The organism is Variovorax soli (assembly GCF_031454625.1).
GTDB classification, from domain to species: Bacteria; Pseudomonadota; Gammaproteobacteria; order Burkholderiales; family Burkholderiaceae_C; genus Variovorax; species Variovorax soli_A.
This window is the reverse complement of sequence record NZ_JAVDRF010000002.1, coordinates 347,506-369,050: the sequence shown is the minus strand read 5'-3', so window position 1 is coordinate 369,050 and position 21,545 is coordinate 347,506. Positions and strand designations below refer to the sequence as shown.

Below are 21,545 nucleotides of genomic sequence, written 5' to 3'. Positions count from 1 at the left end.
CTCAGGGCCCCGGCTGCATCAGCTGCCACACCCGCGCGGGCGTCAACGGCATGTCCAGGCGCGGCGTGAGCCCGGCCATGCCGTTGCGCGCGAAGGCGTCGGCCACCGCGTTGACGACAGCCGGCGTGGCGCCGATGGTGCCGAGCTCGCCCACCCCCTTCACGCCCAGCGGGTTGTTCAGGCAGGGCGTGCTCTGGTCCATCTCGGTCTTGAACATCGCGGCCATGATGTCGGCGCGCGGCGCGGCGTAGTCCATCAGGCTGCCGGTCAGCGGCTGGCCGGTCTCTGCGTCGTAGACGACGCGCTCGCACAGCGCCTGGCCAATGCCCTGCACGGCGCCTCCCTCCAGCTGGCCGCGCACGATCAGCGGGTTGATCACCCGGCCGACATCATTGACGGACGCATAGGCCACCACACCGACCTCGCCGGTGCCGGGATCGATCTCCACCTCGCAGATGTGGCAGCCGTTGGGCCAGGTCGGACCGGCGACGGTGCTGGTGGAGTCGACGAAGATCTGCCGCTCGGGCTGTCGGCCTGCGAGCGCGAACAGGTCGAGCGCGAGGTCGGTGCCGGCCACCTTGAAGGCGCCGGCCTCGTATCGGACGTCCTCCGCCGCGACCTCGAGCTCCTGCGCCGCCAGCGCGCGCGCCTTGTCGATGGTGCGCTCGGCGCCCACCCGCACAGCCGAGCCGCCGGTGAAGATGGATCGCGAGCCGGCACTGCCGAACCCATCCCCGCGGTCGGTGTCGCCCAGCACGATGCGCACTTTCTCGATCGGCACGCCGAAGGTGTCGACCACCAGCTGCGCCAGGGTGGTCGCGATGCCCTGCCCCATGGCGTTGACCGCCGAGAACACCTCGATGACGCCGTCGGCCTGCACCGAGACGGTCACGCGCTCCTCGAACACGTTGCCGCCGGTCCACTCCAGGAAGGTCGCGATGCCCAGCCCGCGCAGCCGGCCCTGGCGCTTCGACTCGGCGACGCGTGCGTCGAAGCCTTGCCAGTCGGCCAGTGCCAGGGCCTGGTCCATGACCGACTCGAAGCGCCCGGTGTCGTAGGTCTGCTGCATCGGATTGGTGTAGGGCATCTGGGCGGGCTGGATGAAGTTGCGTCGGCGCAGCTCGAGGCGGTCGATGCCGATCTGGCGCGCGGCTTCGTCCATCAGCCGCTCGATGGTGTAGATGGCCTCCGGGCGGCCCGCGCCGCGGTAGGCGCCGGTCGGCGCGGTGTTCGTGAGCACCGCGAGGAAATCGAAGTCGATAGTCTGGATGTCGTAGACGCTGGTCTGCACCCACGGGCCGATCAGCAGCTGGATCACGACGCCGGTGGCGGTGGCATAGGCGCCGACGTTGGCCAGGGTGCGGATGCGCAGCGCGAGGATCTTGCCGCCGGCATCGAGCGCAAGCTCGGCCCGCGCCTCGATGTCGCGGCCGTGGGAGGTGGAGAGGAATTCCTCGCTGCGGTCGGCTACCCATTTCACCGGCCGGCGCAGCGTATGCGCCGCGAAGGCCACCACGATGTCTTCGGGATAGGCGCCGGTCTTCATGCCGAAGCCGCCGCCCACGTCGCCCACGACCACGCGCACCTGCTCGGTCGGCAGGCCGATCGCCTCGCAGACCGAGTTGCGCACGCCCGAGGGCATCTGGGTGCTCAAACGGAGGGTGAGGCGCCCGGAGGCCGGGTCGGCATCCGCCAGCACCGAGCGCGGCTCGATCGTGAGCGCGACCACCCGCTGGTTGACGACGTCCAGCGCCACCACGTGGTCGGCGCGGGCGAAGGCAGCGCTGGCCGCCTCGGCGCTGCCGTGGCGCATCTCGGCGGCGATGTTGCCCGTGGCCTCGCCCCAGACCAGCGGCGCGCCTTCCGCGACGGCAGCCTGCGTGTCGACCACCATCGGGAGCTCCTCGTAGTCGACCATCACCGCCTCGGCCGCATCGCGCGCCTGGGCCGCCGTCTCGGCGATCACGGCGGCGACCGGCTCGCCGACGAAACGCACGGTGTCGAGCGCCAGCACATGCCGCGGCGGCGAGGCGCAATCGGACCCATCCGCGCGCTTGAAGGCCACGGCCCCGGGCATCGGCTTGACGCCGGCCTGCTGCAGCTCGGCGCCGGTCAGCACGCGCAGGACACCGGGCATGGCGACCGCCGCAGCGGCGTCGATCGCCGCGACGCGCGCATGCGGATAAGGGGAACGCACGAAGAACAGGTGGGTCTGACGGGCTGGCGCGACGTCGTCGGTGTAGCGCCCGGCGCCTGCCAGAAGGCTCTCGTCCTCGAGCCGCCGGACGGATTGGCCGCTGCCGAAACGCGTGGGGTTCGTTGCTTCTGCTGTCACCATGGTCCTCTTTCCATTTGTTTTGGCCGGGGATGACTATATGGGCATCCCGCGTATTCGGCTTCCGATGACATCGCGCCCCCTCGAAGCCGTGTATACCTCCGACCATGCAACTGCCCTGGCTCGCACCCGGTGATCCGCTGCCCGACGCCTCTTCGGCATGGGGCGAATCCGACCCCGTTCCCGGCCTGCTGGCCGCGGGCGGCGGCCTCGATGTCCCGAGCCTGCTGCAGGCCTATGCGCGCGGCATCTTCCCCTGGTTCAGCGAGGGCCAGCCGATCCTCTGGTGGAGCCCGGACCCGCGCATGGTGCTGGAGGTGGAGCGCTTCAGCTTGCACCGCTCCCTGCGCAAGACGCTGGAGCGCATGCGCGCCGCGCCGGGGTTCGAGATCCGCATCGACCACGGTTTCGAAGCGGTGATCCAGGCCTGCGCGCAAGCCCCGCGCGTCGGCCAGACCGGCACGTGGATCCTGCCCGAGATGGTGCGTGCCTACACGGCCCTGCACCGGGCGGGCCATGCGCACAGCGTCGAGACCTGGATCGACGGCGAGCTCGCGGGTGGCCTCTACTGCGTGGCGATCGGGCGCGCGGTGTTCGGCGAATCGATGTTCGCGCGCCGGCCCGACGCCTCCAAGATCGCGCTGGCGGCGCTGGTCAGCTTCTGCCGCGCGCACGGGATCGCGATGATCGACTGCCAGCAGAACACCACCCACCTGGCCAGCCTGGGCGCCCGCGAAATGCCGCGCGCTCGCTTTGTCTCACACGTGGCAAGGGCACGTCATCTGGGCGGGCCGCAGTGGCGTTTCGAGCCCGTATACTGGTCCGAACTCCTGCCTGCGCGAACCTCTCTTTCGACGTGACGCACCTCAAGGATCTTCCGCTCCACACGCTGCAGTTCTATGCGACGGCGCCCTATCCGTGCAGCTACCTGCCGGACCGGCAGGCCCGGTCGCAGGTCGCGACGCCCAGCCACCTGATCCACAACGACGCCTACTCGGACTTGGTGCTCAGCGGCTTCCGGCGCAGCGGCATGTTCACTTACCGTCCCCATTGCGACGGCTGCAGCGCCTGCGTGCCGCTGCGCGTGCTGGCCAATTCGTTCAAGCCCAACAGAAGCCAGCGCCGCGCCCTGGCACGCCATGCCGACCTGCAGGCGCGGGTGCTCAAGCTCTGCTTCGTGCCGGAGCACTACCAGCTCTACCTGCGCTACCAGAACGGCCGCCACGCCGGCGGCGGCATGGACCACGACAGCATCGACCAGTACACCCAGTTTCTCCTTCAGAGCCGGGTCAACTCCAGGTTGGTAGAGTTCCGCGAGACCCGGCCGGACGGCAGCGCTGGCGCGCTGAAGATGGTGTCGATCCTCGACGTGCTGAACGACGGGCTGTCGGCGGTCTACACCTTCTACGAGCCCGAGCCGGGCGCGGGTTACGGCAACTACAGCGTTCTGTGGCAAATAGAGCAGGCGCGCAAGCTGGGCCTGGCCCACGTCTACCTCGGCTATTGGATCAATGGCAGCGCCAAAATGAACTACAAGGCGCGCTTCGCGCCACACGAGGTGCTGATCGGCGGGCGCTGGCAAGCGCCTATCGATTTCACCAAGTAAAATCGCAACCGGTTCCCCCAACCGCGTTGCCATGAGAAAACCCCAATCAGACATTCCTGCCGCGCCCGTGATCCAGGTGATCGAGCGCATGTTCTCGCTGATCGACGTGCTGGCCTCCCGCGAGGAAGCGATCTCGCTGAAGGAAATCAGCGAAAAGACCGGCCTGCACCCTTCCACCGCGCATCGCATTCTGAACGACCTGGCGGTTGGCCGGTTCGTCGACCGGCCTGAGGCGGGCAGCTACCGGCTGGGCATGCGCCTGCTGGAGCTCGGCAACCTAGTAAAGGGCCGGCTGAATGTGCGCGACGCCGCCATGGCGCCGATGCGCGAGCTGCACAAGCTCACCCAGCAACCGGTCAATCTCAGCATGCGCCAGGGGGACGAGATCGTCTACATCGAACGCGCCTACAGCGAGCGCTCCGGCATGCAGGTGGTGCGCGCCATCGGTGGGCGCGCGCCGCTGCACCTGACCTCCACCGGCAAGCTGTTCCTGGCGGTGGACGAACCCCAGCGCGTTCGCAGCTACGCCACCCGCACGGGTCTTGCCGGCCACACGCGCAACAGCATCACCCAGCTGCCTGCGCTGGAGCGGGAGCTGTCGAAGGCGCGCCAGTACGGCATTGCCCGTGACAACGAGGAGCTGGAGCTCGGCGTGCGCTGCATGGCTGCCGGCATCTATGACGATCAGGGGAAGCTGGTGGCGGGCCTGTCGATCTCGGCCCCGGCCGACCGGCTGGACGATGGCTGGCTGCCCAAGCTGCAGGCAACTGCCAACGAAATCTCCAGCGCGCTCGGCTACACCGCGAGCGCGCCGCCGGCGGCCTGAGGTGCCGCCGGGCCGGCGCCTGGGCCGGATGGAGACAACGGGGGATCAGCTCGCGACGTGGGCCACGGCAAGCGTAGGCTGTGGCGGCGTTGCCGCTGCCGGGTTGATCATGTGGTGGTTGGCTTCGACCCAGCGCCGCACGCGCTCGGCATCGGCGATGCGGCCGAGCTTGCCGGCCGAATCGAGGAACACCATGATCAATTTGCGCCCGGCGATCCGGGCCTGCATCACCAGGCACTGGCCGGCCTCGGTGATGTAGCCGGTCTTCTGGAGGCCGATGTCCCAATCGGGGCTCTTCACGAGGCGATTGGTGGTGTTGTACTGCAGCACGCGGTTGCCCACTTCGACCTGGTACTCGGGCGAGGTGGAGAGCTGGCGCACCGTGGCGTCGGCGGAGGCCGCGTTGACGAGGAGCGCCAGGTCCTGTGCGCTCGACTGGTTGCGGCTGGAGAGACCGGTGGGTTCGACGTAGCGCGTGTCCTTCATGCCGAGCATCTTTGCCTTGGCATTCATGACGCTCACGAACGTGGCCAGGCCGCCCGGATAGGTGCGGCCGAGGGCGTGGGCAGCCCGGTTCTCGCTGGACATCAGCGCCAGGTGGAGCAACTCACCGCGCGGCAGCGTGCTGCCGACGGTCAAACGCGAGCGGCTCCCTTTTTCGGTATCGACGTCGTCCTGCGTGATGGTGATCAGTTCATCGGAAGGGAGGTGGGCTTCGCTGATGAGCAGCCCCGTCATGAGCTTGGTCAGCGAGGCGATCGGCAGCACGACGCTGTCGTTCTTGCTGAACAGGACCTCGCGCGTGTCCTGGTCGATCACCAGGGCCACGCTGGACTTCAGGTCCAGCGCATCTTCGGTGCTGTGCAGCCCCGCGAGCTGGCCGAAGGACTGTCGCGCCGCGACCTCGGGCACGCGCACGACCGAGCGCCGCTGCACCGCCACGACCGTCTTGCCGCCCCGCTTGCGGATCGAAGCCACCACGTTGCGCCCGCCGCTTACCACACGGTCGGCCTGCTCGCCCTTGGCGCTGCGCTTGGAGTCCGCGCTTCGTTTGCTTTCGGCGGCGATCTGGGCCTTCTTGGAGACCTGCGCTTTCTTGGCGGCCTGGGCCGTGGGCAATAAAAACGCCGTGGCACAAAGCGCGACGGCGAAAAGACGAAGAGCGGGAAGGAACCGCTGGCTGGAAACTCGGCAGAAACGGGCTTCGGGCATTAAAAACTCCAGCGGCGATTAGCAGGACCGCAGTGTATCGAAATCAAAAAAAACACGCAATATCAGTTACTTGCATCCTCTTCTTCAGTCGAAACAAAGGATCCCCCAAACAACTAACCTTGTGCTGCCACTCTCTCAGCTTGGCTCTGTAACTTGTTGAGCGCACTCAAATAAGCCTTGGCAGAAGCCACCACGATGTCCGGATCGGCGCCGACGCCATTGACGACTCGGCCCGCGTTCTGCAGACGGACCGTGACTTCGCCCTGACTCTCGGTCGACCCACTGATGGCATTCACTGAATAGAGCACCATCTCCGCCCCGCTTTTCACCTGGGCTTCGATCGCCTTCAGCGATGCATCAACCGGGCCATTGCCATCCGACTCGCTCGTGACCTCCTTGCCATCCACTGTGAACACGATGCGCGCATGGGGGCGCTCACCGGTTTCGCTGTGCTGCATCAAGGATACAAAACCAAACTGCTCCGCAACGTGCGAATGCTCCTCGTCGCTTACAAGTGCAAGGATGTCTTCGTCAAATATTTCGCTTTTTCGATCGGCAAGCTCCTTGAAGCGGGCGAAGGCGGCATTGATGTCGGCCTCGCTCTCCATCGCTACCCCGAGTTCCTGCAGGCGCTGCTTGAAGGCGTTGCGGCCACTGAGCTTGCCCAGCACGATCTTATTGGCGCTCCAGCCCACGTCTTCCGCCCGCATGATCTCGTAGGTGTCGCGCGCCTTGAGCACGCCATCCTGGTGAATGCCGGAAGCGTGGGCAAAGGCATTGGCGCCGACCACCGCCTTGTTGGGCTGGACCACGAAGCCGGTGGTCTGGCTGACCATGCGGCTCGCCGCCACGATGTGCCTCGTGTCGATGCCGAGTTCCAGCCCGAAATAATCCTTTCGTGTCTTCACCGCCATGACGATTTCTTCGAGCGAGCAGTTGCCGGCCCGCTCGCCGAGACCGTTGATGGTGCATTCCACCTGCCGCGCCCCACCGATCTTCACGCCGGCCAGGGAATTGGCCACCGCCATGCCAAGGTCGTTGTGGCAATGCACCGACCAGACAGCCTTGTCGCTGTTCGGGATGCGCTCGCGCAGCGTCCGGATGAAGTTCCCGTAGAGCTCCGGGACCGCGTAGCCGACGGTGTCGGGCACGTTGATGGTCGTCGCTCCCTCGTTGATCACGGCCTCGAGCACCCGGCACAGGAAGTCGACGTCGCTGCGATAGCCATCCTCCGGGCTGAATTCCACGTCGCTGACCAGGTTGCGCGCGAAGCGTACCGCGACCCTTGCCTGCTCGAACACCTCGTCCGGCGTCATCCGCAGCTTCTTCTCCATGTGGAGGGGCGAGGTCGCAATGAAGGTGTGGATGCGGCTACTGGCCGCGCCCTTCAGGGCTTCGGCGGCACGGGAGATGTCGCGGTCGTTGGCACGCGAGAGGCCGCAGACCGTCGACTCCTTGATCGCACCCGCGATGGCCGCGACAGCGTCGAAATCGCCATTCGAACTCGCCGGGAAGCCGGCCTCGATGACGTCGACCCGCAGGCGCTCCAGTTGGCGCGCAATGCGCAGCTTCTCGTCCTTTGTCATCGAGGCGCCCGGCGACTGTTCGCCGTCGCGCAGGGTGGTGTCGAAAATGATGAGTTTGTCGGCCATCGCGGATCTCCTTGGGTTCAGGCGGCTTCAACCACCGATTGTGCGCTGCGGGCGCCCTGCGCCCGCGCCCTCTCCAGGCCGGACACGATGGCCTTGAGCGAGGCCGAGACGATGTCGGCGTCCCTGCCGACGCCGAACAGCGTCCGGGTCTCGTCGACCCGCAGCTCGAGATACGCGACCGCCTGCGCATCGGCACCGGCGCCGATCGCGTGCTGGTGGTAGTCGATGACGCGGATCGAATGCCCGGTGGCGTCGGCCAGCGCGTGGATGAAGGCGTCGATCGGCCCATTGCCCCGGCCTTCGATCCGGCGGATCTCGCCGGCCCAGGGCAGATCGGCGCGCAGCACCACCGACGCATTGGCGCCCTGGCCCCGCTCCTCCAGCACACGGTGCTGGGGCCCCGAATCATCGCTGATGCGGTACTCGCGCTCGAACAGTTGCCAGAGGTCGGCCGCCGTGAGCTCCTTGCCGGCGACGTCCATCACGCGCTGCACCACCTGGCTGAATTCCATCTGCAGCCGGCGTGGCAACTCGAGCCCGAACTCGCTCTCGAGCAGGTAGGCGATGCCGCCCTTGCCCGACTGGCTGTTGACGCGGATCACGGCTTCGTAGCTGCGGCCCACGTCCTTGGGGTCGATCGGGAGGTAGGGCATATCCCAGATTGCACCCTGCTTGCGGGCGGCGAATGCCTTCTTGATCGCATCCTGGTGCGAACCCGAGAAGGAGGTGTAGACCAGATCGCCCACATAGGGATGGCGCGGGTGCACCGGCAACTGGTTGCAATGCTCGACCGTGACGCGTATCTCGTCGATGTTCGAGAAGTCCAGCCCGGGCGAGACGCCCTGCGTGTAGAGGTTGAGCGCAACGTTCACCAGGTCGAGATTGCCGGTGCGCTCGCCGTTGCCGAACAGGCAGCCCTCGATGCGTTCGGCGCCTGCCATCAGCGCGAACTCACCGGCGGCCGTGCCCGTGCCCCGATCGTTGTGCGGATGCACGCACAGCACGATCGAATCGCGTCGCGCCAGGTTGCGGTGCATCCACTCGATCATGTCGGCGAAGATGTTGGGCGTGGCGTGCTCGACCGTCGAGGGCAGGTTGACGATGCACTTGCGCTCGGGCGTCGGCGCCCACACCTCCGTGACGGCGTCGACCACACGCTTGGAGAAGGCCAGGTCGGTATCCGAGAACATCTCGGGCGAATACTGGAAGGTCCACTGCGTGGCCGGCTGCCTGGCGGCCAGTTCGTTGAACATGCGGGCGTGCGAGGTGGCGAGATCGACGATCTGGTCCTCGTCCATGCCGAGCACCACGCGGCGCATCACGGGCGCCACCGCGTTGTAGAGGTGCACGATGGCGCGCTTCGCGCCTTGCAGCGACTCGAAGGTGCGCTCGACCAGGTGATCGCGCGCTTGCGTGAGTACCTGGATCGTCACATCGCCGGGGATGCGGTCTTCCTCGATCAGCTTGCGGACGAAGTCGAATTCGATTTGCGAGGCCGAGGGGAAGCCGACCTCGATCTCCTTGAAGCCGATGGCCACCAGGGTCTCGAACATGCGCATCTTGCGTTCGATGTCCATCGGCTCCACCAGCGCCTGATTGCCGTCGCGCAGGTCGGTCGACAGCCAGATCGGTGCCTTGGTCAGCACGGCATCGGGCCAGGTCCGGTCCTTGAGGCCGATGGGTGCAAAGGCGCGGTACTTGCGGTCGGGTTGCTTCAACATCTGGTATTTCTCGCTGTGGTTGGATGGACAACCAGCAACCCCAAAACAAACGGCCCGTTGCTGGTGCGAACGGGCCGTGTGATGGATTCGCTTGCGCGCGCTACCGTCTCCGCCCGTGGGGCATCAGTAGTAGGGCCAGCGAAAGCTTGTTCATGGGAGTGGCGAATGTAGCACAGGCCAAATCACTTGTGGAGGCCGCGCTCGTCGGGCTCCTCGGTCGAGGTGCTGATGACACTCACGTGCTGGCCCTTGGCCTTGCGCCAGCCGTAGACCACATAGCCGCTCAGCCCGTAGGCCACGAACAGGCCGAACAGCACCGTCGGCGGATGGATGTTGATGACCGCGATCGCCAGCGCGATCAGCACGATGACAGCGAAGGGGACGCTCTTCTTCACCTGGATGTCCTTGAAGCTGTAGAACGGCGCGTTAGTCACCATCGTGAGGCCCGCATAGAGCGTGAAGCCAAAGGTGATCCAGGTGATCTGGTGCCATGACAAATACAGCACCTCGCCGCCGCGCTTGCCCCATTCGGTCATGAGCCAGATGAAGCCCGCCACCAGCGCCGCAGCCGCCGGCGAAGGCAGCCCCTGGAACCAGCGCTTGTCGACCACGCCGGTGTTGACGTTGAAGCGCGCCAGCCGCAGTGCGGCGCACGCGCAGTACACGAAGGCCGCGATCCAGCCCCAGCGCCCCAGGCCCTTGAGCGACCATTCGTAAGCGATCAGTGCCGGCGCTGCGCCGAAGGACACCATGTCGGACAGCGAATCCATCTGCTCGCCGAAGGCGCTCTGCGTGTTGGTCATGCGCGCCACGCGGCCGTCCAGGCTGTCGAGGATCATGGCAGCGAACACACCGAGCGCCGCCAGGTCGAAGCGTGCGTTCATGGCCATCACGACCGAGTAGAAGCCCCCGAACAGCGCCGCCAGCGTGAACAGGTTGGGCAGGATGTAGATGCCCTTGCGGCGCTTGCGCGGCGCTAGATCTTCGGGGAGCGTGTCGTCGTGCATGGATCGGCGCAGTGTAGTTCAGCCGCTCGTGCGGCATCCAAGAAAAAGGGCCACCGCGCGGGTGGCCCTTGTCGCGTCGGAAAGCGCGATCAGTTACGCGTCTGGTCGACCAGCTTGTTCTTCTTGATCCAGGGCATCATGGCGCGCAGCTTCTCGCCGACCACCTCGATCTGGTGCTCCGCGTTCAGTCGGCGGCGGCTGATCAGCGTCGGCGCGCCAGCCGCGTTCTCGAGCACGAAGCTCTTGGCGTACTCGCCGGTCTGGATGTCGCGCAAGACCTGCTTCATGACCTTCTTGGTTTCCTCGGTCACGATGCGCGGGCCCGTCACGTACTCGCCGTACTCGGCGTTGTTCGAGATCGAGTAGTTCATGTTGGCGATGCCGCCTTCATAGATCAGGTCGACGATCAGCTTGAGCTCGTGCAGGCACTCGAAGTAGGCCATCTCGGGCGCGTAGCCGGCTTCCACCAGGGTCTCGAAGCCGGCCTTGATCAGTTCCACGGTGCCGCCGCACAGCACGGCCTGCTCGCCGAACAGGTCGGTCTCGGTCTCTTCGCGGAAATTGGTCTCGATGATGCCGGCTTTGCCGCCGCCGTTGGCCGTCGCATAGGACAGGGCCAGGTCGCGCGCCTTGCCGCTCTTGTCCGCATGCACCGCGATCAGGTGCGGCACGCCGCCGCCTTGGGTGTAGGTGCTGCGCACCGTGTGGCCGGGGGCCTTGGGCGCCACCATCCAGACGTCGAGATCGGCGCGCGGCTGGACGAAGCCATAGTGCACGTTGAAGCCGTGCGCGAAGACCAGCGAAGCGCCTTCCTTGATGTGGGGCGCCACGTCGTTCTTGTAGACGCTGGCGATCTGCTCGTCAGGCAGCAGGATCATGACCACGTCGGCTGCCTTCACGGCGTCCGCCACTTCGGCGACCTTCAGCCCGGCCTTCTCGACCTTGGGCCAGGAAGCGCCGCCCTTGCGCAGGCCGACGACGACCTTCACGCCGCTGTCGTTCAAGTTCTGCGCATGCGCATGGCCCTGGCTGCCGTAGCCGATGATCGCCACGGTCTTGCCCTTGATCAGGCTGAGATCGGCGTCCTTGTCGTAATAGACCTTCATGGTGCTTGCTCCTTCGTAAATTCAGTGAATGTGTGGTTGCTTCTCAGACGCGCAGGATGCGCTCGCCGCGGCCGATGCCGCTGGCGCCGGTACGGACGGTCTCGAGGATGGCGCCGCGGTCGATGGCCTCGATAAAGGCATCGTTCTTGCCATGGTCGCCGGTGAGCTCGATGGTGAAGCTCTTGTCGGTCACGTCGATGATGCGGCCGCGGAAGATCTCGGCCATGCGCATCATCTCCTCCCGCTCCTTGCCGACCGCACGCACCTTCACCATCATGAGCTCGCGCTCGGTGTAGGCGCCTTCGGTCAGGTCAACGACCTTGACGACTTCGATCAAGCGGTTGAGATGCTTGGTGATCTGCTCGATCACATCGTCGGAACCAGCCGTCACGATCGTCATGCGCGACAGGCTGGCATCCTCGGTCGGAGCGACGGTCAGCGATTCGATGTTGTAGCCGCGGGCGGAAAAAAGGCCCACGACGCGGGAGAGTGCACCGGGCTCGTTCTCGAGCAGCACGGCAATGATGTGTTTCATGTCAGCAGGGGACTCCTCTTTTCGCCGCCCTCCCCCGCGCACGGTAATGCGCGGGCTCGACGGACAATAGATTCATCCGCAAAAAGTTAATGAAGGAGCCGGTCCGCCTCGGAACCGGCTTGTCGTCCGTTACAAATCCTCGGAGCCCAGCAACATCTCGGTGATGCCCATTCCCGCCTTCACCATCGGGAACACGTTCTCGGTGGGGTCGGTGCGGAAATCCATGAACACGGTTCGGTCCTTGAGCTTGCGCGCCTCGCGCAGTGCGGGCTCCACGTCCTGCGGCCGCTCGATCAGCATGCCTACATGGCCGTAGGCCTCGGCCAGCTTCACGAAGTTGGGCAGCGCGTCCATGTAACTATGGCTGTAGCGGCCGGAGTACTCGATTTCCTGCCACTGGCGAACCATGCCCAGGTAGCGATTGTTGAGCGAACAGATCTTGATCGGCGTGTTGTACTGAAGGCAGGTCGACAGTTCCTGGATGCACATCTGCACCGAACCCTCGCCCGTGACGCAGAACACCTCCGACTGCGGCTTGGCCAGCTTGATGCCCATGGCATAGGGGATGCCCACGCCCATGGTGCCCAGGCCGCCGGAGTTGATCCAGCGGCGCGGCTCGTCGAAACGGTAGTACTGGGCCGCCCACATCTGGTGTTGGCCGACATCGGAGGTGATGTAGGTGTCGGTGCCCTTTGTCATGTTCCAGAGGGTCTCGACCACGTATTGCGGCTTGATCACGTCCTTGTTGCCGCGGTCGTACTTGAGGCAATCCTTGCTGCGCCAGCCTTCGATGGTGTCCCACCAGCCGGCCAGCGCCGCCGCGTCGGGCCTGGTGCTGCTTTCCTTGATCATCGAGATCAGCTCGGTCAGCACTTCCTTCACGTCGCCGACGATCGGGATGTCGACCTTCACCCGCTTCGAGATGCTCGAGGGATCGATATCGACGTGGATGATCTTGCGCTCGTTCTGCGCGAAATGCTTGGGATTGCCGATCACCCGGTCATCGAAGCGCGCACCCACGGCCAGCAGGACGTCGCAGTTCTGCATCGCATTGTTGGCCTCGATGGTGCCGTGCATGCCCAGCATGCCGAGGAACTTGCGGTCGGAGGCCGGATAGGCGCCCAGGCCCATCAGCGTGTTCGTCACCGGGTAGCCCAGCATGTCGACGAGGGTGCGCAACTCCTGGGTCGCGTTTCCGAGCAGCACGCCGCCGCCGGTATAGATATAGGGGCGCTTGGCCGAGAGCAGCAGCTGCAGCGCCTTGCGAATCTGGCCGCCATGGCCCTTGCGCACCGGGTTGTAGGAGCGCATCTCGACCTTGTCGGGATAGCCGCTGTAGCTGACCTTCTTGAAGGAGACGTCCTTCGGCACGTCCACCACCACCGGGCCCGGACGTCCGCTGCGCGCGATGTGAAATGCCTTCTTCATCGTCATGGCCAGGTCCTTCGGGTCCTTGACGAGGAAGTTGTGCTTGACGATGGGGCGGGTGATGCCGACCGTGTCGCATTCCTGGAAGGCATCCAGGCCGATGGCCGCCGTCGGCACCTGCCCGGAGATGATCACCATCGGGATGCTGTCCATGTAAGCAGTCGCAATACCGGTGACTGCATTGGTCAGACCCGGGCCCGAAGTTACGAGGGCCACACCGACCTCGCCGGTAGCGCGCGCGTAACCATCGGCCGCATGCACCGCCGCCTGCTCGTGGCGCACCAGCACGTGCTGGATGGTGTCCTGCTTGTAGAACGCATCGTAGATATAGAGAACTGCGCCGCCGGGGTAACCCCACACGTACTGGACGCCTTCGGCCTGCAGTGCCTTGACCAGCACTTCGGCGCCCATGAGTTCTTGCGTTTGACTGCCGGTCACGGCTGCTGCGGAAGCGAGTTCCGCCTTTGAAATTTCCATGATCAACCTTTGCGTTTTTTCGGGAACGAAAAACCTTGGGTGCTTCTTCGCAAGCTCTTGTGGGGCCGCGTCGAAACTTGAGGCCAAGGCCATGAGCGGACTTGTCGTGCCGCCGGACCGTGACCCGTTTGCCTTTGAATTGCAGCGCGGATTATGACATCGGAAGGACGGCCCGAACCCGAGGCACGGCTGTAACAGGCGCGCAGGCATAATCCGCGGCGACAAAAACCAGGATCTCGTCCTCGAGACACCTCCCACGCGGCGCCCCATGTGCCGGACTCGCTTGGCCACTGAACAAGAACTCTCCGATTTCCTGAAAGGCGTCGAACGACGTGCTTTCAAACGCACCGTCTACCACGTGCGGGACGAGGAAGCCGCGCTCGACATCGTGCAGGACAGCATGATGAAGCTGGCAGAGCATTACGGCGACAAGCCGCCCAACGAAATCCCGCTGCTGTTCCAGCGCATCCTCTCGAACTGCACCCTGGACTGGTTCCGCCGCCAGAAGACCCGGCGGGCGCTCTTCTCCAACATGAGCGACTTCGAGACGTCGAACGAGGACGGCGAATTCGACCTGCTCGAGCATTTCACGATCGAGACCGACACCCGCGAAAGCGAAAGCGCGGAGGACAGCACGCGTCGTGCCCAGATTTTTCACCAGATCGAGGAACAAATCGCCGCATTGCCGGGTCGTCAACGCGAGGCCTTTTTAATGCGTTACTGGGAAGAAATGGACGTCGCCGAGACGGCCGCTGCGATGGGCTGCTCCGAGGGCAGCGTCAAGACCCACTGTTCGCGCGCCGTTCACGCCCTGAGCAAGGCACTCAAGGCCAAGGGAATTTCGCTATGAATACAACGCTTTCGACACCCTCTGCCGCTGCGGAGGCGCAATTCGGCCGCCAGGTGGCCGCGCGTCTGTCCGCCGGTACCCAGGATCTGCCGCACGAGATCAGCGAACGCCTGCGCGCTGCAAGGATGCAGGCGGTGGCACGCCGCAAAGTGGTGCTGGTGCCGCAAGCGGCCTCCTTTGCGGTGCCGAACGGCCGAACTGCGGTGATCGGCGGAGGCTGGTGGACACGCATCGGGTCGATCATCCCGCTGATCGGGCTGGTCGCCGGCCTGATCGTGATCAATTCCCTGCAGGAGGACAGCCGGACCAATGAACTCGCCGAAGTCGATGCCGCCCTGCTCACCGACGACTTGCCCCCTGCCGCCTACACCGACCCGGGTTTCGCCCAGTTCCTGAAAACCGAGGCTGCCGCCCAGCGCTGACCCCATCATCCCGCCCGTTCGCATGCCGCTTCACCCTCGCGCTCACGCGCCCGCCCTTCCGCGCCGGCTGCTGCCAGGCGCAGCCGGGGGTGCGTGCGCGCTGATGGTGTTGGCGCTCGCCGGCGTGGCCATGGCATCTGCCGATGCCCAGGTCCACCCGCAGAGCGCAGCGTCCGCCGCGACCCCGGCCAAACAGGCGCCCGTCTCCAAACCCCTGTGGCGAGACCTGAGCGCCCGTCAACAGCGCGCCCTGGAACCGCTCGCGCTGCAGTGGAACAGCTTGACTGAACCCCACAAGCGCAAATGGCTGGCCCTTTCGCGCAATTACGCCAAGCTGTCGGCGGCGGAGCAGGAGGTCCTGCACAGCCGGATGACCGAGTGGGCGACGCTGAGCAACCAGCAACGCTCGCAGGCTCGCCTCAACTTCGCCGAAGTGAAGCAAGTACCGATCGACGAACGCAAGGCCAAGTGGGAGGCCTACCAGGCCCTCAGCGAGGAAGAACGACGCGAGCTGGCCGCCCGCGCAAAGCCCCGCCCCGGCGCCGCGGTGTCGATACGGCCGGTGCCCGCCCAGAAGCTGGTCCAGCTGCCCACTGCGACATCCGACGCGCAGCACACTCCGCGGATCCAGCTGGCGCCGCCCGTGCCCATGTCGCAGCCGTCGCTGGCACGTCTCCCTGCTGCCGGTCCGGCGCTGGGCCCGGTCGCAGCTCCGCCGGCCAGCCCGCCCGTCGCCGCCGAGGCGCAGGTGCCGCCGCCTTCCGCGCCGACTGCTCCGCCCGACACTTCGGTTTCCGCCACGCCACCGGTACGCACCAGCGATCAGCCCTCCGCCGCGCCGTGATACAAGCTGCCGATGGCTTCCAGTTCTCCCGACAGCGCCGGCGCTCGCGCGACGGCCTTTCCTGATTCCTCCTCTCCTGCCGCTCCGCCGGCGCTGGGCGCGCCCGGACTCTGGCGGCGCATGGCATGCTGGCTCTATGAGGGCATGCTGCTGTTCGCCGTGGTGTTCGTCGCCGGCTGGCTGTTCAGCACGCTGGGCCAGATGCGCGACGCCATGGATTCGCGCCGGCACCTGCTGCAGGCTTTCCTCTTCGTCGTGTTCGGCGTCTATTTCGTCTGGTTCTGGTCCAAGGGCCAGACGCTGGCCATGAAGACCTGGGGCATCCGCGTGGTCGATCGGCTCGGACGACCGCTCACGCAGGGCCGCGCACTGCTGCGCTACCTTCTCTCGTGGGTCTGGTTCCTGCCGCCCCTGGCTGCCATCGCGCCCTTCAAGCTCGGCGGCGGCGAGTCTGCTGTGCTGATCTTCGGCTGGGTGATCGTCTGGGCGCTGCTCTCTCGATTTCATTCCGAACGCCAGTTCTGGCACGACGCCTGGGCCGGCACCCGCCTCATCCCCTCCCAATCCATGAGCGCCGCCCGGCGTCCCGCAGGCACTCGCACTGCAGCCGAAGGGGAAGCCAAACCGCCGAGCACCCGATGAGCACCCTCGATCCCGTCAATCCGCAGAAATCGAGACGCGGCCTGGACCGAATCTGGCACGCCACCCTCATTTCGGTCGATGGTTTCCGCGCCGGCTGGCGCGAAGCTGCCTTCCGCCAGGAGGTGCTCTGCGCCGTCGTCATGCTGCCGGGCGCCTTCTGGGTCGGCCAGACCTGGGTCGAGACCGCTTTGCTCGCCGCAGTGGTCATCCTGGTGATGGTCGTGGAGCTGCTCAACACCGGCATCGAAGCGGCCATCGACCGCGTAGGCCCGGAATGGCACTCCTTCTCCAAGAGCGCCAAGGACGTGGGCAGCGCCGCAGTGCTGCTGTCCATCATCCTGTGCTCCGGCGTCTGGGTCGCAGCGCTGTGGCAGCGCTTCGCGAGATAGGCACCGCCCAACGCGGCCTCGTGCAAGCCGCGCGTCATTCGATGCCGGCATGATCGGGGCATGACCCCTACTTTTTCGATTTGCGTCTATTGCGGTTCGCGCCCGGGCGAGCGGCAGGAATTCTCGGCGGTGGCCCGCGCGGTCGGCCTTTGGATCGGCGAACGCGGCGGCCAACTGGTCTACGGCGGCGGCCGCACCGGTCTGATGGGCACGGTGGCCGAGGCAACGCGCACCGCCGGCGGCCGCGTCGTCGGCATCATCCCGAAGGCCCTCGTCGACAAGGAGCTCGCCAATCCGCTGTGCGACGAGCTGCACGTCGTCGACACCATGCACGAGCGCAAGGCCATGATGGGCGAGCGCGCCGACGCCTTCGTCGCCCTGCCCGGGGGTATCGGCACCTTCGAGGAACTGTTCGAGATCTGGACATGGCGCCAGCTCGGCTACCACGACAAGCCGATCGGCATCCTCGATGTGGCGGGCTACTACGCCGGCCTGCTCGACTTCCTGGCCCACAGCGTTCGTGAGGGCTTCATGGGCGATTGGCAGATGGGCCTGATCCGCTCCGGGAGCGAGGTGCCGGCGCTGCTCGAAGCGCTGATCGAGGAGGCCGGCCGCCACCCCCGTGGCGACAAGCTCGCCGAAGTGCTCTGAGGACAGGCGCTAAACGGCCTGTTCGTCTTCCTCGCCGGTACGGATGCGCACCACGCGCTCGACGCTGGTCACGAAGATCTTGCCGTCGCCGATCTTGCCGGTGCGCGCCGCGCCCACGATGGCATCGACGCAGCGGTCCAGATCGGCCTCGTTGACCACCACCTCGACCTTCATCTTCGGCAGGAAGTCGACCACGTACTCGGCACCGCGGTACAGCTCGGTGTGCCCCTTCTGCCGCCCGAAACCCTTGACCTCGGTCACAGTAAGCCCGGTGACGCCGACTTCGGCCAGCGCCTCGCGCACGTCGTCGAGCTTGAACGGTTTGACGATGGCGGTGATTTGCTTCATAGGTCTCTTTCTTCCGGCGATTTCGTTGAAGTTGCTTGCGATAGGGTAGCGCCAATCCGCGCCGACGCTGCGATGGCCTACCCCGATGCCCGCGATGCCTTCGTCGTCCTGCATGTAGCGTGCCAGGGCTCGCGACCCGAAAAAGATTATGTCATTCGCCCCCGAGCGGCGAAGGCTTGGGAAAGGCATCGCACGCGCGTTCGCGCGGGCTGCTACGCTCGGCGGGCCATGCGCCCAGGTTCCTCCTCCACCGGCCTCTTTTCTTCCTTCTTCCCCTGGTTCCACAACCAAGCCTACGTGCTGCTGGTGTTCACCACGCTGATCTGGGGCGCGAACGCCGTGGCCGCCCGGCTCGCGGTGGGCGAGGTCTCGCCGATGATGCTGACCTTCTCGCGCTGGATCGTCTGCTGCCTGGCGCTCGGCCTGTGCGCACGTCAGCAGATCGCGCTGCATTGGCGCGCCCTGCTGCCCTCCTGGCGCTTCATCACGCTGATGGGCACGCTGGGCTTCACCGGCTTCAATGCGCTGTTCTACGCCGCGGCGCATCACACCACCGCCATCAACATCGCGATCATCCAGGGCACCATTCCGGTGCTGGTGCTGCTGGGCAGCCTGCTCTTCTTCCGCACCCGCATCGCGGCACTGCAACTGGTGGGTGTGGTACTGACGCTCGCCGGCATCGTGGTGGTCGCCTCCGGCGGCCATCCGGCGCAGCTGGCCGAGCTGGGCTTCAACGTGGGCGACCTCTGGATGATCGTGGCGTGCCTCCTCTATTCCGCCTATGCGCTGGGGCTGCGCCGCCGGCCGGATGTGCCCGCCATCGTCTTCTTCGCGTCGACCGCGGCGGTGGCCTGCCTGGTGTCGATGCCGCTGCTGGCAGCGGAGGTCGCCATGGGCGACTTCTTCATGCCCACGGTCGCGGGCTGGGCGCTGATCCTGTTCGTCGGGCTGCTGCCTTCCTTCATTTCGCAGATCACCTTCATCCGCGCGGTTGGCCTGATTGGCCCGGCCCGGGCGGGCGTCTTCCTCAACCTGGTGCCGATCTTCGGGCCGTTGCTGGCGGTGCTCGTGCTCGGCGAGCCGCTGTCGGCCTACCACGCCGTGGCGCTGGCCCTGGTGCTGGGCGGCATCTACATCGCCGAGACCAACGGCCCGCGCGGCCGCTGACGGAACGCTCTTGACCCAAGCTGTCGTCCGCATTCACGGCGCCGCCGCCGAGATCGACGCCGCCGCCTGGGACGGCCTGCTGGCCGCGCAGGCCGCGCCCTCCCCCTTCATGCGCCATGCCTATTTGGACGCCATGGAGCAGAGCAACAGCGCCTCGCCCGAAAGCGGCTGGGTGCCGCGTTTCCTGACACTGTGGCGCGGCCGGGAACTGCTCGCCGCCTGCCCGATGTACCTCAAGGGCCACTCCTACGGCGAGTACGTGTTCGACTGGGCCTGGGCCAACGCCTACCAGCAGCATGGGCTGGCCTACTACCCGAAGGCCGTGGTGGCGGTGCCCTTCACCCCCGTGCCGGGAACGCGCCTGCTGGCACGCGACGCCGCCAGCCGCGCCCTGCTGGTGCAGGCGCTGCTCGCCTGGTGCAAGCAAGAAGAGCTGTCATCGCTGCACCTGCTTTTCGGCGCCGACGAGGACATCGAGGCCTGCGCCGGTGCCGGCCTGATGCTGCGGCACACCGTGCAATTCCATTGGAAGAACATGGGCCCCGCGAGCGGCCCTGGCGTGTCCTCGCCGTCCCCCCAGGAAGCGCGCTTCGCCCGGGGGCGGCCCGGCGGCGAAATCACGGGCTGGAAAGACTTCGACGCTTTCCTCGCCAGCCTCTCCCACGACAAGCGCAAGAAGATCCGCCAGGAGCGCCGCAAGGTGCACGACGCAGGCGTGCGCTTCCGCTGGTCACGCGGCGCCGACATCCGCGAGGCCGACTGGGACTTCTTCTATCGCTGCTACGCCCGCACCTACCGCGAGCACGGCAACCCGCCTTACCTGAAGCCCGAGTTCTTCGGTCGCATGGCCGAGGACCTGCCGGAGGCCTGGCTGCTGTTCATCGCGGAGCGCGGGGGCAAGCCCATCGCCAGCAGCCTCATCGCACTGTCCGCCGATGCCTCCGTCGCCTATGGCCGCTACTGGGGCGCGCTCGAGCGGGTGGACTGCCTGCACTTCGAGGCCTGCTACTACCAGCCGCTCGCGTGGTGCATCGCGCACGGCGTGCAGCGCTTCGAGGGCGGTGCACAGGGGGAGCACAAGATGGCGCGCGCCCTGATGCCGGTGAAGACCACCAGCGCTCACTGGCTGGCCCACCCCGCCTTCGCCGACGCGGTCGAGCGCTTTCTCGAGCGCGAGGACGAAGGCATCGTGAACTACCTCGACCACCTGGGGGAGCGCAGCCCCTTCCGGCACGCCGAGTAAGCCGCCTGCGGCTTGCTGGAGATGCAGCGGCCGGCAGGCTGACCGCGCCGCCGCTTCACCGCCTCGCAACCGCGCGCGCGCGCCCCAGCCTGCGCTTGCTTCCGCCGGCAATGGCAGCAACCAGTTGTTGCACCAGCGCCTGCGCCAGCGGCGACAACGTGCGTCCTTCCAGCGACAGCACCTGCAGCCGGCGCTGCTGCATCTGTGCTTCGATGAAGGGCCGCGCAACCAAGGTACCGTTCTCGATCAGGTGGACGGCCGTCAGGAGTCCCGCCAGCACGATGTCGGGCGTGCGCACCAGCGGCAGCAGGACCGAAGAAAAATTGCTGACGAAGACGGGTTCGTAGACCAGTCCCTGCACGCTGCAGCTCAGGTCGAAGAGCTGCCGCGCGGTGACGCCCCGTGCGCCCACGGCCAGCGGATAGCGCACCGCTTCGGCCACGCTCACGGCGCGCTGGCGCGCCAGCGGGTGGTCGGGCGCCATCAGGGCGTACACGGGCGCCGGCGCCGAGTGCTCGATGCGGCAGCCCGGCTCCGGCGCGACAACGTACTTCAGCGCAATGTCGGCATCGCCGCGCGCCAGGAGCGCGCTGACCTCGTCCGGCGCGCCGATGTGCAACTGCAGCCGGCTTTGTGCATGCGCCCCGCGAAAGCGGCGCATCACCTCCGGGATGAAGCCCGCCGCGAAGCCCTCGGTGCAGGCCACGCGCACGCGGCCCGCCTCCCGCCCGCCGATGCCGCGCACCTGCTCGATCACCTGCTCGGTGTCCGCCTGGGTCGTGCGCAGATGCGCGGCCAGGCGCTCGCCGGCCTGCGTCAGCGCCATGCCGCGCGCCTTGCGCTCGAACAATGGGGTCTGCAGCGCATCCTCCAGCTTGGCGATCTGCCGGCTGACCGCCGAGGGCGCCACGTAGAGCCGCGTCGCCGCCTGGCTCACCGAACCGCGGGCCGCGACTTCCATGAAGTAGCGCATGGGAATGCTGAGGATGGAAGTGGCCATGGGGAGCGGTTCTGCTTTGCCTTGAAGGCAATGGTAGCTTGCGAATTCGGTGGTTCACGCAATGGCGATCTGGCCTTTTACTTG

General features: G+C 66.4%; 21 protein-coding genes. 11 read left to right on the top strand and 10 right to left on the bottom strand.

Going from position 1 to position 21,545, the window contains the following annotated elements:
* Position 1: 1 nt before the first annotated feature.
* The gene (locus tag J2739_RS05650; RefSeq protein WP_309899400.1) at positions 2 to 2,338 is read right to left on the bottom strand and encodes a xanthine dehydrogenase family protein molybdopterin-binding subunit; all 2,337 of its coding nucleotides are present in this window, start codon (positions 2,336 to 2,338) and stop codon (positions 2 to 4) included.
* Between the two features lie 104 nt (positions 2,339 to 2,442).
* Between J2739_RS05650 and aat the strand changes: the two genes are divergently transcribed.
* From aat to J2739_RS05635, 3 genes are read left to right on the top strand one after another with little or no spacing between them, the layout of a single operon-like run.
* Positions 2,443 to 3,195: a leucyl/phenylalanyl-tRNA--protein transferase gene (gene aat, locus J2739_RS05645; RefSeq protein WP_309899398.1), complete on the top strand. Its 753-nt coding sequence runs from the start codon at positions 2,443 to 2,445 to the stop codon at positions 3,193 to 3,195.
* Positions 3,192 to 3,941: an arginyltransferase gene (locus tag J2739_RS05640; RefSeq protein ID WP_309899395.1), complete on the top strand. Its 750-nt coding sequence runs from the start codon at positions 3,192 to 3,194 to the stop codon at positions 3,939 to 3,941. The genes aat and J2739_RS05640 overlap by 4 nt, the downstream gene beginning before the upstream one ends.
* 31 nt (positions 3,942 to 3,972) lie before the next feature.
* On the top strand, positions 3,973 to 4,767 hold the full coding sequence (locus J2739_RS05635) for an IclR family transcriptional regulator (RefSeq protein ID WP_309899393.1): 795 nt from the start codon (positions 3,973 to 3,975) through the stop codon (positions 4,765 to 4,767).
* 45 nt (positions 4,768 to 4,812) lie between these two features.
* On the opposite strand, the gene J2739_RS05630 is transcribed toward J2739_RS05635, so the two are convergent.
* From J2739_RS05630 to J2739_RS05600, 7 genes are all read right to left on the bottom strand, one after another.
* Positions 4,813 to 5,979, bottom strand: coding sequence for a serine hydrolase (locus J2739_RS05630; protein WP_309899391.1), 1,167 nt, complete (start codon positions 5,977 to 5,979; stop codon positions 4,813 to 4,815).
* A 113-nt stretch (positions 5,980 to 6,092) separates the two neighbouring features.
* Positions 6,093 to 7,631, bottom strand: coding sequence for a 2-isopropylmalate synthase (locus J2739_RS05625; RefSeq protein WP_309899389.1), 1,539 nt, complete (start codon positions 7,629 to 7,631; stop codon positions 6,093 to 6,095).
* 17 nt (positions 7,632 to 7,648) lie between these two features.
* Positions 7,649 to 9,352 (bottom strand): 2-isopropylmalate synthase, encoded by a 1,704-nt coding sequence (leuA, locus tag J2739_RS05620; protein ID WP_309899387.1) that lies wholly within the window; start codon positions 9,350 to 9,352, stop codon positions 7,649 to 7,651.
* Between the two features lie 182 nt (positions 9,353 to 9,534).
* Entirely contained in the window at positions 9,535 to 10,359 is an 825-nt protein-coding gene (gene pssA, locus J2739_RS05615) for a CDP-diacylglycerol--serine O-phosphatidyltransferase (protein ID WP_309899385.1), read from the bottom strand.
* An 89-nt stretch (positions 10,360 to 10,448) separates the two neighbouring features.
* A complete protein-coding gene (gene ilvC / locus J2739_RS05610) occupies positions 10,449 to 11,465 on the bottom strand; it encodes a ketol-acid reductoisomerase (RefSeq protein WP_309899383.1) in 1,017 nt (338 codons plus the stop codon).
* A gap of 43 nt (positions 11,466 to 11,508) precedes the next feature.
* A complete protein-coding gene (ilvN, locus tag J2739_RS05605) occupies positions 11,509 to 12,000 on the bottom strand; it encodes an acetolactate synthase small subunit (RefSeq protein WP_159855501.1) in 492 nt (163 codons plus the stop codon).
* Between the two features lie 129 nt (positions 12,001 to 12,129).
* A complete protein-coding gene (locus tag J2739_RS05600) occupies positions 12,130 to 13,905 on the bottom strand; it encodes an acetolactate synthase 3 catalytic subunit (RefSeq protein WP_309899382.1) in 1,776 nt (591 codons plus the stop codon).
* Positions 13,906 to 14,188: 283 nt separating this feature from the next.
* Between J2739_RS05600 and J2739_RS05595 the strand changes: the two genes are divergently transcribed.
* The 6 genes from J2739_RS05595 (at position 14,189) to J2739_RS05570 (ending at position 17,703) form a co-directional block, all read left to right on the top strand.
* Positions 14,189 to 14,755 carry an RNA polymerase sigma factor gene (locus J2739_RS05595; protein WP_309899380.1) on the top strand — a complete coding sequence of 189 codons (567 nt, stop codon included), beginning with the start codon at positions 14,189 to 14,191 and terminating at the stop codon, positions 14,753 to 14,755.
* A complete protein-coding gene (locus J2739_RS05590; protein ID WP_309899378.1) occupies positions 14,752 to 15,177 on the top strand; it encodes a DUF3619 family protein in 426 nt (141 codons plus the stop codon). Before J2739_RS05595 ends, J2739_RS05590 begins: the two co-directional genes overlap by 4 nt.
* 130 nt (positions 15,178 to 15,307) lie before the next feature.
* Positions 15,308 to 16,021: a DUF3106 domain-containing protein gene (locus J2739_RS05585; protein ID WP_309899376.1), complete on the top strand. Its 714-nt coding sequence runs from the start codon at positions 15,308 to 15,310 to the stop codon at positions 16,019 to 16,021.
* A 12-nt stretch (positions 16,022 to 16,033) separates the two neighbouring features.
* A complete protein-coding gene (locus J2739_RS05580) occupies positions 16,034 to 16,663 on the top strand; it encodes an RDD family protein (protein ID WP_309899374.1) in 630 nt (209 codons plus the stop codon).
* Positions 16,660 to 17,052 carry a diacylglycerol kinase gene (locus tag J2739_RS05575; protein ID WP_309899372.1) on the top strand — a complete coding sequence of 131 codons (393 nt, stop codon included), beginning with the start codon at positions 16,660 to 16,662 and terminating at the stop codon, positions 17,050 to 17,052. Before J2739_RS05580 ends, J2739_RS05575 begins: the two co-directional genes overlap by 4 nt.
* A gap of 60 nt (positions 17,053 to 17,112) precedes the next feature.
* On the top strand, positions 17,113 to 17,703 hold the full coding sequence (locus J2739_RS05570; RefSeq protein ID WP_309899370.1) for an LOG family protein: 591 nt from the start codon (positions 17,113 to 17,115) through the stop codon (positions 17,701 to 17,703).
* Between the two features lie 9 nt (positions 17,704 to 17,712).
* Here the strand turns inward: J2739_RS05570 and J2739_RS05565 are convergent, their stop codons facing one another.
* A complete protein-coding gene (locus tag J2739_RS05565) occupies positions 17,713 to 18,051 on the bottom strand; it encodes a P-II family nitrogen regulator (RefSeq protein WP_309899368.1) in 339 nt (112 codons plus the stop codon).
* Positions 18,052 to 18,279: 228 nt separating this feature from the next.
* Between J2739_RS05565 and J2739_RS05560 the strand changes: the two genes are divergently transcribed.
* Positions 18,280 to 19,218, top strand: coding sequence for a DMT family transporter (locus J2739_RS05560; protein WP_309899366.1), 939 nt, complete (start codon positions 18,280 to 18,282; stop codon positions 19,216 to 19,218).
* A 10-nt stretch (positions 19,219 to 19,228) separates the two neighbouring features.
* Positions 19,229 to 20,461, top strand: coding sequence for a GNAT family N-acetyltransferase (locus J2739_RS05555; RefSeq protein ID WP_309899364.1), 1,233 nt, complete (start codon positions 19,229 to 19,231; stop codon positions 20,459 to 20,461).
* A 55-nt stretch (positions 20,462 to 20,516) separates the two neighbouring features.
* Here the strand turns inward: J2739_RS05555 and J2739_RS05550 are convergent, their stop codons facing one another.
* Positions 20,517 to 21,461, bottom strand: coding sequence for a LysR family transcriptional regulator (locus J2739_RS05550; RefSeq protein ID WP_309899362.1), 945 nt, complete (start codon positions 21,459 to 21,461; stop codon positions 20,517 to 20,519).
* Positions 21,462 to 21,545: the final 84 nt, after the last annotated feature.